The sequence below is a fragment of the Thiospirillum jenense genome (assembly GCF_014145225.1).
GTDB lineage: Bacteria > Pseudomonadota > Gammaproteobacteria > Chromatiales > Chromatiaceae > Thiospirillum > Thiospirillum jenense.
In genome coordinates, this window is the sequence record NZ_JABVCQ010000045.1 from 1 (window position 1) to 13,222 (window position 13,222).

The 13,222-nt window shown below is 44.5% G+C and carries 16 protein-coding genes; 8 read left to right on the plus strand and 8 right to left on the minus strand.

The window, feature by feature from the left end:
• The first annotated feature begins 73 nt into the window (after window positions 1-73).
• Together HUK38_RS13725 and HUK38_RS13730 are read left to right on the plus strand one after the other, a co-directional pair.
• Entirely contained in the window at window positions 74-586 is a 513-nt protein-coding gene (locus tag HUK38_RS13725; protein ID WP_182584902.1) for a disulfide bond formation protein B, read from the plus strand.
• Window positions 587-618: 32 nt separating this feature from the next.
• A complete protein-coding gene (locus HUK38_RS13730) occupies window positions 619-1,314 on the plus strand; it encodes a thiol:disulfide interchange protein DsbA/DsbL (RefSeq protein ID WP_182584903.1) in 696 nt (231 codons plus the stop codon).
• A 24-nt stretch (window positions 1,315-1,338) separates the two neighbouring features.
• Here HUK38_RS13730 and mutM read toward each other — a convergent pair whose 3' ends face one another.
• The 5 genes from mutM to HUK38_RS13755 form a co-directional block, all read right to left on the minus strand.
• Window positions 1,339-2,163, minus strand: coding sequence for a bifunctional DNA-formamidopyrimidine glycosylase/DNA-(apurinic or apyrimidinic site) lyase (gene mutM, locus HUK38_RS13735; protein ID WP_182584904.1), 825 nt, complete (start codon window positions 2,161-2,163; stop codon window positions 1,339-1,341).
• A 57-nt stretch (window positions 2,164-2,220) separates the two neighbouring features.
• The gene (locus HUK38_RS13740; RefSeq protein WP_238787677.1) at window positions 2,221-2,577 is read right to left on the minus strand and encodes a hypothetical protein; all 357 of its coding nucleotides are present in this window, start codon (window positions 2,575-2,577) and stop codon (window positions 2,221-2,223) included.
• A gap of 65 nt (window positions 2,578-2,642) precedes the next feature.
• Window positions 2,643-3,590, minus strand: a complete 948-nt coding sequence (locus HUK38_RS13745; RefSeq protein ID WP_182584905.1) for a hypothetical protein — start codon at window positions 3,588-3,590, stop codon at window positions 2,643-2,645.
• A 243-nt stretch (window positions 3,591-3,833) separates the two neighbouring features.
• Window positions 3,834-4,373, minus strand: coding sequence for a methyltransferase family protein (locus HUK38_RS13750; RefSeq protein ID WP_238787678.1), 540 nt, complete (start codon window positions 4,371-4,373; stop codon window positions 3,834-3,836).
• Window positions 4,366-4,731, minus strand: a complete 366-nt coding sequence (locus HUK38_RS13755) for a DUF302 domain-containing protein (RefSeq protein ID WP_182584906.1) — start codon at window positions 4,729-4,731, stop codon at window positions 4,366-4,368. The genes HUK38_RS13750 and HUK38_RS13755 overlap by 8 nt, the downstream gene beginning before the upstream one ends.
• Window positions 4,732-5,193: 462 nt before the next feature.
• Between HUK38_RS13755 and HUK38_RS13760 the strand changes: the two genes are divergently transcribed.
• From HUK38_RS13760 to HUK38_RS15455, 5 genes are all read left to right on the plus strand, one after another.
• Window positions 5,194-5,481: a segregation and condensation protein A gene (locus HUK38_RS13760; RefSeq protein WP_182584907.1), complete on the plus strand. Its 288-nt coding sequence runs from the start codon at window positions 5,194-5,196 to the stop codon at window positions 5,479-5,481.
• Window positions 5,482-5,699: 218 nt separating this feature from the next.
• On the plus strand, window positions 5,700-7,529 hold the full coding sequence (locus tag HUK38_RS13765) for a sodium:solute symporter family protein (RefSeq protein WP_182584908.1): 1,830 nt from the start codon (window positions 5,700-5,702) through the stop codon (window positions 7,527-7,529).
• An 88-nt stretch (window positions 7,530-7,617) separates the two neighbouring features.
• Window positions 7,618-7,740 carry a hypothetical protein gene (locus tag HUK38_RS15450; protein WP_275285032.1) on the plus strand — a complete coding sequence of 41 codons (123 nt, stop codon included), beginning with the start codon at window positions 7,618-7,620 and terminating at the stop codon, window positions 7,738-7,740.
• Window positions 7,730-9,103, plus strand: a complete 1,374-nt coding sequence (locus tag HUK38_RS13770) for an alginate export family protein (protein WP_182584909.1) — start codon at window positions 7,730-7,732, stop codon at window positions 9,101-9,103. The genes HUK38_RS15450 and HUK38_RS13770 overlap by 11 nt, the downstream gene beginning before the upstream one ends.
• A gap of 41 nt (window positions 9,104-9,144) precedes the next feature.
• Window positions 9,145-9,267 carry a hypothetical protein gene (locus HUK38_RS15455; protein ID WP_275285033.1) on the plus strand — a complete coding sequence of 41 codons (123 nt, stop codon included), beginning with the start codon at window positions 9,145-9,147 and terminating at the stop codon, window positions 9,265-9,267.
• Here the strand turns inward: HUK38_RS15455 and HUK38_RS13775 are convergent.
• On the minus strand, window positions 9,244-10,917 hold the full coding sequence (locus HUK38_RS13775) for a 2-isopropylmalate synthase (RefSeq protein WP_194366132.1): 1,674 nt from the start codon (window positions 10,915-10,917) through the stop codon (window positions 9,244-9,246). The two genes, HUK38_RS15455 and HUK38_RS13775, sit on opposite strands and share 24 nt — an antisense overlap.
• 184 nt (window positions 10,918-11,101) lie before the next feature.
• Here HUK38_RS13775 and HUK38_RS13780 point away from each other — a divergent pair, with 184 nt between their 5' ends.
• On the plus strand, window positions 11,102-11,572 hold the full coding sequence (locus tag HUK38_RS13780; RefSeq protein WP_182584910.1) for an Lrp/AsnC family transcriptional regulator: 471 nt from the start codon (window positions 11,102-11,104) through the stop codon (window positions 11,570-11,572).
• Window positions 11,573-11,633: 61 nt separating this feature from the next.
• Here HUK38_RS13780 and HUK38_RS13785 read toward each other — a convergent pair whose 3' ends face one another.
• Together HUK38_RS13785 and HUK38_RS13790 are read right to left on the minus strand one after the other, a co-directional pair.
• The gene (locus HUK38_RS13785; protein ID WP_182584911.1) at window positions 11,634-12,332 is read right to left on the minus strand and encodes an ATP-binding protein; all 699 of its coding nucleotides are present in this window, start codon (window positions 12,330-12,332) and stop codon (window positions 11,634-11,636) included.
• Window positions 12,329-13,222: tetratricopeptide repeat protein (locus HUK38_RS13790; protein WP_182584912.1), on the minus strand; the 894-nt coding region annotated here is incomplete at its 5' end. The genes HUK38_RS13790 and HUK38_RS13785, both read right to left, overlap by 4 nt.

Genomic DNA, 13,222 nt, shown 5'->3' on the forward strand with positions numbered 1-13,222 from the left:
ATATTTACTTTACGTTAAAATAACCATGCCAGTTTGAATAAAATTGTTTTGCCAATTAGGAGTTAATTTTATTATGCACGTTTTGCTGTTATCTATTCAGCGTCACCTGTGGTTAGTTCTGACTATAACAAGCGGAATGGTGGTAACGATTAGTTTAATATTGCCTGCTGTATTTAATTTAGAACCCTGCTATTTGTGTATTTTTCAACGGTTATTATGGATAATAATGACTGGCCTAGGGATGATTGCATTATTCGGGCATAATGCCATAACTTTTGCCGGTCGTTTATTTATATTTTTTGCCGGCATGGGAATCAGTGCGGCTGGATACCAAAGCTGGTTACAATGGCAACCAATCGCCGAAACATCATGCGTTGGCAGCACACCTGGATTGATTGATCGTCTCGTAGAATGGTTAGGCGAACAATTACCGGCATTGTTCCTGGCAACAGGATTTTGTGAAGATGCCGCATTATTTATATTGGGTTTTTCATTAGCAAATTGGGCATTTATCATGTTTATGCTGGCGCTCATCGGCGCACTTATTGCACTTCATCAAGCGCCCATTTCTAACCGAATTAATTGATTTTTAACCACTTATAATTAAAGGCCTTTATTATGCCTATTACACGCCGCACTTTTCATCGTATGTTTGTGACTGCTATCGGTACTCTGTTATCACCCTTTGCAATACGCGCTATCGCCATTGAGAACGAAACAACTCCAACATCACTGGTTGAGGGCCGCGATTGGGAACGAGTTAAATCATTACAGTCCATTGCAGATACGAATAAAATAGAGGTGTTGGAGTTTTTTTCGTACGGCTGTCCACATTGTGGCCATTTTAATCCGTTATTAATAGAATGGGCGGAGAAATTACCTACCGATGTGACCTTTCAGCGTATTCCCGTTACATTCGGGCGGGCGGCTTGGGAAATGCTTGCGCGTTTGTATTTTGCGTTGAATTACACGGGCGATCTTAAACGGCTTGACCAAATGGTATTTGATGCAGTGACCCGCGATCACACCAATTTGTATTCGGAAAAGTCCATTCTTAAATGGTTGGAAGCACAAAAAGTGGATACGACAGCATTTGCATCGGTGCTGAATAGTTTTGAAGTCGCGGCACAATTAGCTCGCGCTGCGGAATTAAACGACCGTTATCAAATTGATGCCGTGCCACGTTTAATTATTGATGGACGATATGTGGTGATTGGTCGTGAAGCCAAAAGTTTAAATGATTTATTAAAAATTGCTGATGATTTATTAGCATTGGTGCGAACTCAGCGGACTGCTCAAGCGGTTGCCTCTTGAATTTGGCGGGGAACTATATGCTGTTTAATCGTTAAGTGTTTGACATACTGGACAAAAAAAGCTCGAACGTTGCCCGAGGCGTTGCTGACAGATCGGTGTATTACAGGTATAACATGGCTTTCCAGTCCGCTGATAAACCTGTAATTCATGAACAAAATAACCTGGGCGACCGTCTTCGCGTACAAAGTCTCGCAGCGTCGTGCCGCCGTGTGCGATGGCTGCCGTCAACACAGTGCGTATGGCAGTTGCGAGTTGGTCGCATTGCGCCCGCGTGAGCGCATTAACTATACACGCAGGATGGATGCCGGCGCGGTATAAGGCTTCGCTGGCGTAGATGTTGCCAACTCCGACCACAACCCTTTGATCCATAATGAAATTTTTGATGTTAACCCGCCGTCCCGTCGCCCGTTGACGCAAATAAGCGCCGTTAAATTCAGCTGCAAGTGGCTCTATGCCAAGATGGCGCAGTAACGGATGTTGTTCCACTGGCTGGACAACCCAGTGCAGCAAGCCGAAGCGGCGCGGGTCGTGAAAACGGATGCAGCAACAATTTTCTAGTGCTAAATCAACATGATCGTGGCGAGCGGCAGGGGTAGCGGGCGTGACGATGCGCAAGCTGCCGGACATGCCAAGATGAATCAGTCCGACACCTTGTTCCAAATCAAGTAGTAAGTATTTAGCGCGGCGGCGTATCGCTAAGATACGTTGTCCCTTGAAGGCGTTTTCAGTCGCTGAAGTTATGAAATAACGAAAGCGGCGCTCGCGGACGGTAACATCCACGATTCGTTGACCAGTTACCGTCGGTGCAAGTCCACGCAGCGTGGTCTCAACTTCTGGCAATTCAGGCATGGTTTGTCTGTCGCAGTTGCGTTTTATTGCATTTTTTCATTAAAAACCCACGCTATTTTAATCGCGTTTAATACAATAATTACCGCTACTTAACCATCCAGATGGGCAAAATCGCCCAGTTTTTAATATCGTGGTTGGTGCTTGATCGCGTGCCAGACAATAATTACCACTACTGATGTAACCACTTGGGCAAAACCCCTGTTTTTCTATTGCAGGTGGTGCATCGTGACGCGGGACACAATAATCACCACTGCTGAGATAACCGCTTGGACAGAATCCAGATTTTGGTAATGGTTGTGCGAGTGAATCGGCATAACTTGACAGCGGAATTATGCAGAACAACAGTATTAAAAAATGCAAATAAAATGGTAATGCTATCATACGGTTGCCATTTAAATAGATGTCAGGTTTCATAGACATTTACAGTCTTAAAAATATGTAATGCGTTTTGGAATAGCGATTGGACGATAATACATCTGCTACAGCAATGATGGTGGCGCTGGTTGACGATCCGTGCATTCATATGGATCAAGAAAAGTACGGCGAAACTGATCGCATTGGCGTAATAAATCTCGCGCACTTTTTGGCATTGGGACACGCGCTCGCACGATATTAGTGACTAGTGCGGTGCCTGCTTTTAATATGCGATTACCTTCTTGGGCTTCATGAATTTCGCGTAATGAAGGCGATACTGGCAATAATGGTTGAATAGTTTGTAATCGGTCACGCGCAACAACAAAGGTTGGCCAAACTGTAAAAATCGCTGTATCCGTGCGCAAAATTTCGCATTTACGTTTTGCCGCTTCTGCAAAATCCAGAATTAACGGTTTGACATTAGGCATTTGGGTGCTGCCTGCAAAGGTTGCGGTTAATGTCATAGTAATGCGATCCACATCACGCATCGTTTGTGCAATTTTAATATAGCGGCTTTCATAAAATGCAGCAATTGGTTGGCTAAAGGCTTTGAATGGTTCGCCCCAAAGTTCATCAATACATTCGTCACCACCACGATGGCGTACCATTTGTCCTAATTCCAATGCTTCAAGCAAATAATCACCACATTCGCGCATTAAAGCATCATCAGGTTCAATTTGTACACCATCGGCTTGCAATTCCACTAATTTAGTAAAAATGGCCGCTGCCCGATTAAATAAAGCACCTGCTAACATTGCGCCATTCACTCGTTTACGATCTGGGTCAGTTTCACGTTCATAAGCCGTGCGTGCTTCACTTAATCGAATACCGGGAATGTTAATACCGTGTTCAACATGATTAAACAATCGCCGAGTCAGGGCTTCAATTAAACACTTTTTCGCCTCCAAACTCTCGGGTGGCGGTTGGTAGTATTTAATCCAATAGCCATCGTAAAAGATGCAGGTGTAACCATTCATCTCAGCGATAGTGCCGTTGTTAATTGCTTGGCTCATGGTATGCAGAGCAATCGTGTCGTTGTTTTAATTGAACGTTGAATAAAAAAGCGGTTAGTTGCATTACACAGTGAAAAGTGGTTGAAGTATACCATGTCAATCTAATACATGTTCATTATTTTTCCTGCTACATTAAAATAAGCGATACCCTTGCTATTTGAGTTTGTGTTTAATGGTAGCTTAACCAAATCCCTTGATGTAATATGCAACATAATTGTGTTAATGGCTATTATCTGTCATTTTTTAATAAATCCAGGGGACAAACTTATGTACTCGTTGTGCATAATTCGCATAGTCTGGATGAAGGGCAGTGAGCCATTGTTCTTCTCGACCTGCTTTATAATCAAAAAACCCGCCAGCAACGATTAATAAAAACATATGTGATAGACTAAGAGAATACACTGTCCATGATAATCCTAAAAACAACAAACTGGCATAGAGTGGATGGCGCACAATTGCATAGATGCCATGAGAAACTAATTGATTATGCTCAACCGGATAGGGTGAAGGTGTGAGATAATCGCGTAAATGATGTGAGCCTAATCCACCAAATAACAATGCAATAAAAGCTGGAATTGCCGCGAAACTAATACGCCATATTGAAAGGGTCTCAAACGTATTAGTATCCAAGATTGGCTGCCATACTGGGCAAATTGCAAATATAAACATCAATATAAATTGTAATATGACCAAATGTCCGCCATGTGCGATAAAATGCACCAAACGCCGTTGTATTTTCTTCATAAAAGTTGCCTGTTGAGAATGCCGAAAATCATTAAACATATAAATACTCGTTACTTGGCAGTGTTTGTATGATGCGATCAAAGCAGTGACGAATTTCAACTGCAATGGTCGTAATGCTGGGGTTTTCTATTCGCTGTACAGCAAGAATGGGGTCTAAGAATGCAACCGTGACATATCCACTACTTCCTTCGCGCACAACGATATTGCAGGGAAATAATAAACCAATATTTGGCTCACTGCGCAATGCTTGTTGCACTAAACACGGATTACAGGCGGTGAGAATACGATAAGCCCGCAAGTGCCCGGCAACCATTGTGCAATGTATTGCAGTAATGTCAATGTCGCTAAATACCTTAAATCCCTCGATTTTTAATGCAGTTGTCAAATGGGTTATCACTAACTCAAACTGCATTTTAACTGTGCATGATAGGCTATAGTGGATTTCTGATTCTGCCAATTGGTGTGCACAGCTTTGCATATTATTTACCTAATGCAATACGGATAGTTAATGATCGTGTGCATTGATTTATTTAGTTCTGTAGCATCATTTATCAGCGGTTGATTCCACGTCGTTTAGCAGATTTATGCAATTATTCGATCCAGAATAATTTGATTGCAGTATAGCAAGTGAAACCAATAGTTTATGTCCGGTTTGATGATTTTTTATGTTGGATTAACTATATCACATGTGTCTGCTCTGATAATGCCATTCTGTTGTTGAATACAATAGATCGCTTGCTCTGTTTATGTTTGCACCGTCACACGCATGGTGCCAACGAAAATACAGCATTGTTTTTAATTAACCAATACCGTTATTTATAATAACGGAATTATTTTAACCCTAGGCAGGTCTTTAATCATGTTGGAACTAAGCATTGAACAACAAATTCTGATCGCCATGCGCAAAACTTTAGCGGCGGTGGTTAAGGATGTCACGCCGCTGCCCGGTATGAAGCATCCGCTATCTGACAGCACGATCGCCGACATTCGCGCCTGTTTTGCGTTAATTAGCGCCCGTGAACAGGAACTTGCACGTCACGATGGGCGCAGTCGTGAGCGCCCGCAGTATGTCGACAACGCGCCATCAGCACAGATCATACCGCTGGCCAGTCTCAAGCGTCGTACCAATCAGACAGATGAGCATTAAACAACCTTGATTAATCAGTTATTTCTTTACCAATTACAGGTAAATGTATGGTTAACGCACCAATGTTGTAATTATGTGACATAACCATAAAAAATGTCTATCTGTTGCCAAAAAGTATAGTATGCTTTTGACCATTTAGTGGTATGGACTGCATTGCGCTGTTGCATTACTGCAACAGCGTCAACTACACACGCGCAACTGACAACACGGGGGACACCATGCTCGAACATGCGGCGCTCGGCTGGCTCGACATTATTGTTATCCTATCGTATTTAATGATTACCGCCTATCTTGGTTATTTAGGTTGGCGTGGCACACGATCCGCCGCTGATTTTTTAGTCGGAGGGCGCAGTGCCCATCCTATTATTATGGCAGTGTCTTATGGAGCAACGTTTATTTCAACAGCCGCAATTGTCGGCTTTGGTGGCGTTGCTGGTTTATTTGGTATGAGCCTGTTATGGCTCACTTTTTTAAACATCACTGTCGGCATTTTAATTGCCTTTACTTTATTAGGTGAACCCACCCGCCGCCTCGGTCATCGCCTCGGCGCCCATACTTTTCCCGAATTATTAGGCGCCCGTTATCAAAGCAAAGCAATTCAACTCTTTGCGGGCAGTTTAATTTTTTTATTCATGCCACTGTATTCCGCAGCGGTGATGACAGGTGGCACTGTATTTGCGGCGGCACAATTCGGCATTGATTTTGAAGTTGCATTATTAGTTTTTGCAATTATTACCGCCGCTTATGTCATTCCCGGTGGATTAAAAGCGGTGATGTACACCGATACCTTTCAAGGCTTGATTATGGTTGTTGCCATGCTGTTTTTATTATGGGTGACGTATAGCAGTTTGGGTGGCGTTACCGAAGCGCATACCAAATTAACTGAATTAGCCTCACTCGTACCACCGCCATTGCAAGAGATTGGTCATCGTGGCTGGACAGCAATGCCCGCATTCGGTTGGGGAGATAAATCCTATGATTTATGGTGGACGGTTATTACGGCAATCATTCTTGGTGTTGGCATTGGTGTATTGGCTCAACCGCAATTGATGGTACGCTTTATGACAGTGCGTAGTCGCCGTGAATTAGACCGTGCTGTGCCGATTGGCGTCTTTTTTATTCTATTAATGACCGGCATCCCATTCACAGTTGGAAGTTTGTCGAATGCTTGGTTTATTGAAAACGGCGCCATCTTCAAGGGTCAAGTCATTAAAGAAATTGACCCACAACAGCATCATGCCTTAGTGGCACTGATGAAACAATCGCCTGCCGGTCATTGGACACCAATCATCAATGCCAAAACAAATAAACCAGCTGTTGCTCCACTGTTAATTAGCACAAACCCCATCATTGCCCAAGATATTAACGGTCGTTCAATTGAAATTGTTACCGGCCGTGCCCCGGCAATTGTGTATGCCAAAGGTGATGCCGACCAAATTATTCCAACCTTTATTACCGCCGCCATGCCGCGCTGGTTTGGGTTAGTTTTCTTTTTAGCATTATTAGCCGCCGCCATGAGTACCATGTCAAGTCAATTCCATACCATTGGCACCGCGGCCGGACGTGATCTATATGAACGGTTAACTGGTAAACACCATACTGAACCCAGCATTTTAGTGATGCGTATTGCCATTGTTATTGGTTTGCTCATTGCCGTCACCATTAGCTATACCGTGCGCGGCGAAGTGATTGCCCGCTTTACTGCGATCTTTTTTGGTTTATGCGCCGCTACCTTTTTACCAGCATATTTTGGCGGATTATTCTCACGCCGCGTCACTCGGGCTGGAGCATTAGCATCCATGACCGTTGGTCTCTGCGTTTCACTATTTTGGTTATTGTTAATTAAAGCCAAAGAAGCCAGCGCCATTGGTTTAGTCCAAATCATTACCGATGGCAAACCGAGTTTATTAGCCGATTACCCGAATTGGTCTTCAGTGGATCCAATTATTATCGCGTTGCCACTCGCATTGCTCACGCTCATTACGGTGAGCGCCTTCACTCGACCACCCGAAGCGGCACATTTAGATCACTGTTTTAACCGCGAATAAGCATTTTGTTGCATCATTTTCTCGCAGGAATCCAATCATGTTATTCGGATTAGCTGATCCCTTTGTTGCAGCTGCATATCTGGGCTGCATGCTTATGACACTTGTCGGTTTAATCTACGGTTTATTACGTCGTTATACCGCAAGTGATGACATCACCGCCCTTGATCGTCAATGGGCATTAAAAGAACAAGAGGTAGAAAATGAACTCTAGTGCGTATTTTAGACCGTCAGCAATTGCATTAGGTCTCGGCAGTATTTTGACACTGCCTGCATTGAGTATTGCCGCAACTGATGCTGATAGTCCATTTACTTGGGGAGCGGATTTACGCTTACGCCATGAAACAATCAGTCCCGTTGGTTTTAATAAAGAAACCCCCACTGCTTATCGTGGTTTTGAACGTTACCGCACTCGTTTGTGGGGTGGATATGAATTTAATAATCAAATCGCTTTGAATACGCGGTTAATGTGGGAAGGGCGGCATTACGGTCAGCCAGCCAGCTTTGAACCCTGGTATGAAGGCGGGGTATTTTTTGACATTTTCACGGTAGATTTAAAACCGATTGCGACCTTGCCTTTGTCATTAAAAGTGGGGCGGCAGGAAATGAAACTGGGTGATGGTTGGTTAGTGTTTGACGCCACACCATTGGATGGGTCGCGTACCATTTATTTTGATGCTGCCCGTGCAACGTATAATCTGGAGCAGGCGCAAACTGCAATTGATTTGATTTATATTGATCATAATGCCGACACTGGGCGTTTTCCACAACCGCTTGATGGTAATGTTGAAGATAATACTGAACAGCATGAAACGGGTGCCATTCTCTATTTGAATAATAAAAGCATCTTAAATGGTGGTGATCTCGACGGTTATTTCATCTATAAACACAATAACCCGAATGAGACGCTGGGCGATCTGCGGGAAAATAACGGTTCGTCATTTCCATCACCTGCCGATACGGGTGATATTTATGCTATCGGAATGCGCACGGATACACCCTTCAATGCAAATTGGCAATTGCGCGGTGAAACCGTGTATGAATGGGGCACCCGTAATGATAGAGATTTAAATGGCTATGGATTGAATAGTCGTCTTACCTATCAATTAAATGATCCGCTTAAAAACGCTCTGCACGTTGGTTATGAATATCTGTCCGGCGATGATCCAGATAGTAATGCAGATGAAACCTTTGATCCATTATGGGGACGCTGGCCGCAATGGAGCGAATTACTCGCGTATGAATGGCAATTAGAAAACCGCATTGGTGAAGCAACTAATTTGCAACGCTTGAACGTCGGTTGGGAAGCAAAACCGCATAATACGACGACCGTCACATTGGATTATCATGCACTATGGGCGAATGAAAACAGCACTCGTAGTGCCGCGCAAATGTTGTATTTGAATGATGATGAAAAGTTTCGCGGACATTTATTTGCCGGTTGGATTAAAACCAAGTTGAATAAACATGTCGCGGGGCATCTCGTAGCAGAATATTTAATGAACGGTGAGTATTTTGCCGAACCACGCCAAGATGATGCGTATTTCGTGCGCGCTGAAGTGACGCTCACTTGGTAATTGGGTAATTAAACGTGATTGTGAGTGGTTCATTTGCTGCAATGATGAATCACGACTATCATTCCCCGCGCATCGCTGCTGTTTTTAATACAGATGCGCGGGCATTTTTATTAGCCAGTCAATTAAAAACCGTGATGTGTTTAATCACTTGTGACGAGTTGTAATTGACGGAGATTCACTGCTGAAATAACCGCTTTTAATGCCGCGCTCACCGTGTCACGATCAATCGCCACACCCGCAATCGCGGCGTTTTGATTCGCATCATCCGCCAATAACACATACGCCACTGCATCCGCGTCTGTTCCCGCTCCGAGCGCCTGTTCATAATAATCACGCACATCGAGCAATTGACCACTCCAATTGCACCACGCCGCAATAAATGCCGCCAATGCACCGCTGCCCGTACCGTGTATGATGATTTCCTGATGATTCACCATAAGACGCGCCGTCATGTCATCATGCCCATTGCGCTGTAATTGATAGCCTAATAATTGCACCGGCGCCTGATCGCAAATAAACGTTTGTTCAAATAACGTGCGAATCCGCTGCGCATCAATCATGCCACCCTGCTGTTCGGTTTCATACTGAACAATTGGCGCTAATGCCTGTTGTATCCAACGCGGTAATAATAAACCGTATTCACGTTCTAATACAAATGCTAATCCGGCCTTGCCCGATTGGCTATTGACACGAATCACGGCTGAATAATCACGGCCAAGATCACGCGGATCAATTGGTAAATAAGCAACCTGCCACGTCGTATTCGGTGTTTGTTGCTGCAAACATTTCCGAATGGCGTCCTGATGACTCCCAGAAAAAGCGGTATAAACCAATTCACCAACCCAGGGATGGCGCGGGTGACACGCAATGCCGGTGCAATCTTCAATCACAGTGATTATTTCATCTGGATTACTCATATCTAATTCAGGATCAATGCCTTGACTATACAAGTTCATTGCTAAAGTCATAATATCTACATTGCCGGTGCGCTCACCATTGCCAAGTAACGTGCCTTCCACGCGCTCGGCGCCGGCTAATAACGCTAATTCAGTCGCAGCGACAGCGCACCCCCGATCATTATGCGTATGAATAGATAAAATGACGCGGTCATCGTGATTTAATGCCCGCTTGACGTATTCCACTTGATCGGCAAACACATTCGGGCTATTGCTTTCCACCGTTGCGGGTAAATTAATTATGCACGGCTGACTTGACGTGGGTTGCCAAACATTTAATACCGATTGAATGACCTCGACTGCATAATCTAATTCAGTTTGCGAAAAACTTTCTGGTGAGTATTGAAAACGCCAGTGCGTATCAGAATAATGCGCCGCCGTATTCGCCACCCATTCGGCGCCTTGCATTGCTAATTTCATAATACCAGCGCGATCTTGATTAAATACCCGTGACCGCTGTATTGGTGAAATAGAATTATAAACATGCACAATTGCTCGCGGCGCTCCCTGTAATGCTGTAAAGGTGCGTTCAATTAGATCAGCGCGAGCTTGAGTTAACACTTGAATCCACACATCGGCTGGAATTTGGTCTTGTTCAATTAACCAGCGCACGAAATCATAATCGGGTTGACTCGCGGCAGGAAAGCCAACTTCTATTTCCTTAAACCCGAGTTTAATTAATAACTGCCATAATTGTTGTTTGCGCGTGACAGTCATTGGTGAGCGCAAGGCTTGATTGCCATCGCGTAAATCAACGCTCACCCAGCGCGGTGCTTTGGTGAATACTTGATTGGGCCATTGGCGATCTGGTAAATGCACCACTGGCGATGCGTGATATTTGCGATGATTGAATTGCATGATTGCCACCTGTTCATAACATTAAATAATAGTGGATTTGCGTATTGATTGGATGGCATTAGCCTAGCGCAATGCGCACGGCAGGCGCTTGCGTTATTTGACCTAATCAGGCTAATTTGCGCAATTTTCTGCTATATTAATGGCAAATAACGCAATTAAACTGTGCTAATTGGGAGTTCCGCGCATGACACTTGACCGCTATGACCGTCACATTTTGCACTGTTTGCAGGCGAATGGGCGCATGAGTAATCAAGAACTGGCCGATCAAATTGGCTTGTCACCATCACCGTGTTTGCGGCGGGTGCGCGTATTAGAAGAGGCGGGAATTATTGCGGGTTATCGGGCGTTATTAAATGCGCGTCAATTGGGTTTGACCTTGACGGCATTCATTAGTATTGCATTAGATCGCCATACGCCAGACCGATTTGCGCAATTCGACGCAGCTGTGGCGCTATTGCCGGAAGTATTAGAATGTGCATTGATTACCGGGCGTGATGCCGATTATCAACTCAAGGTGATTGTGCGGGATATGGAAGCGTATCAGGATTTTTTATTAAATAAACTGACACCCATTGCGGGCGTGACTGGCGTACATTCTAGTTTTGTTTTGCGGCAGGTAATTGCTAGAACAGCATTGCCATTAATTGAAAGTTAGATATAAAAATGTTTAGACTGCTCAGTCTGTATATTTAAGTGCGCGTGTTTATGCAGTGATGTTAATAATTTAATAATTGGGGTAGGCGTAATAGAAAACAGCCGCCGCCTAATCGGCTGTCATTCATTAGTTCAATCCAGCCAGTGCATTCATCATTGCTGTGACTGCTGGCGACGAGGGCGCAAAAATACAATCCCAATCCAGTACGTCCGTCTTTACGATTGACGGTGCTGCCGTCGTCTAATTGCCGGCGGCCGAGCATTTCAGTGGGATAGCCGGGGCCATCATCTTCAATGCGAATTTCTAACCAACCATTATTTAATTCGGCGGAGAGTAAAATGTTTTCACGCGTATAGCGCACGGTATTATTAATGACATTTTCAATTACGGCTTCAATCAGGGTGCTATCCAATATCCAAATTAACTCTTCATCACATTGAATCGTGCATTGCAATCCACTGTGATCCATCATAGGTTTATTGCTTAACCAACAATCTTCTAATAATTCATAAACGGTCACGGGGGCAAATTGCGCATGATATAAGCCATGATCGTTGCGATAAAACATGAGTAACTGAATTAAATTATCATTGATGCGGCGCGCTTCGTATTGCAAATGCGCCATGACATTGCTATCGCAGCGGCACTCTCCAGTTTCCGAATCCATAATGTCATCAAACGCTGTTAATACGCGATTGAGTGAGTTTTTCATGTCGTGAATGCTAATGGCTAAGACGGTACTAAAGTCAAGTTTACTCACGCAGCCATGTCCTCCATGATTGCCGTTGCCCGCGCCGTTTCTCCCCAGCAGGTTAATGCCTCTGACAATTTCGTCGCGGCGGCGAGCGTTGGTTTATTGTCTGTGAGTGCGGCGTCTATTTCCACTAATACTGCTTGTTGACGCTCAATTGGTGCGGCTTTGGCGTGGAGATAATTTAATTGGGCGGCGAAAATCCACCATTGCGCTTGCGGATCAACATGGCGCTGTTTTTCCATGAGTTCTAATCGTTTTTTTGCTTGACGCAAATCATCTTGTTTAATGAGTGTCATAATTAAATCGAAATAATCGGCAGTTTGCACCGCGCCAGCATACCGGCTTAGTGTTAATACCCGTTGCCAGGCGGGTTCCGCCAGATCAGGGCGATCCATTTCAATTGCTAATTGGGCTAATCGTCGCTGGCGTTGTAATGATTTGGGTGAACGTTCGGAGGCGATTTTTAATATGTTTAAGGCTTCAGTGCGCCGCCCTTGGATTAAACATAATTCTGCTAACCGATCATGGGCGGGCATGAAATGGGACGTTTGAGCAATGGATTGGCGAAATAATGATTCGGCAGTGGTGATGTCGCCGCGTTGTTGCGCGATCTGCCCTAATAGGGTTAATGCCCAGGGTAGGGGACGTTCAATTTGGGCGGTTTGACAGGCGGTGGTGGCGAGGTCTAAATCACCAATGCGTAATGCCAAATCCGCTTTAATCCGCAGCAGTTCGAGGCGATTATCGGTGCGCTGTTCTAATAACGTGTCTAATACGGTTAATGCGGCTGGAATCCCGTCTTTTGATAGGGCGTTGGCAATGGTGGTGAGGGGTTGATGACGGCGCACGGCGCGTTCAATGCGCACCCGCAATAAATCTTTGGTAAAGGGTTTAGA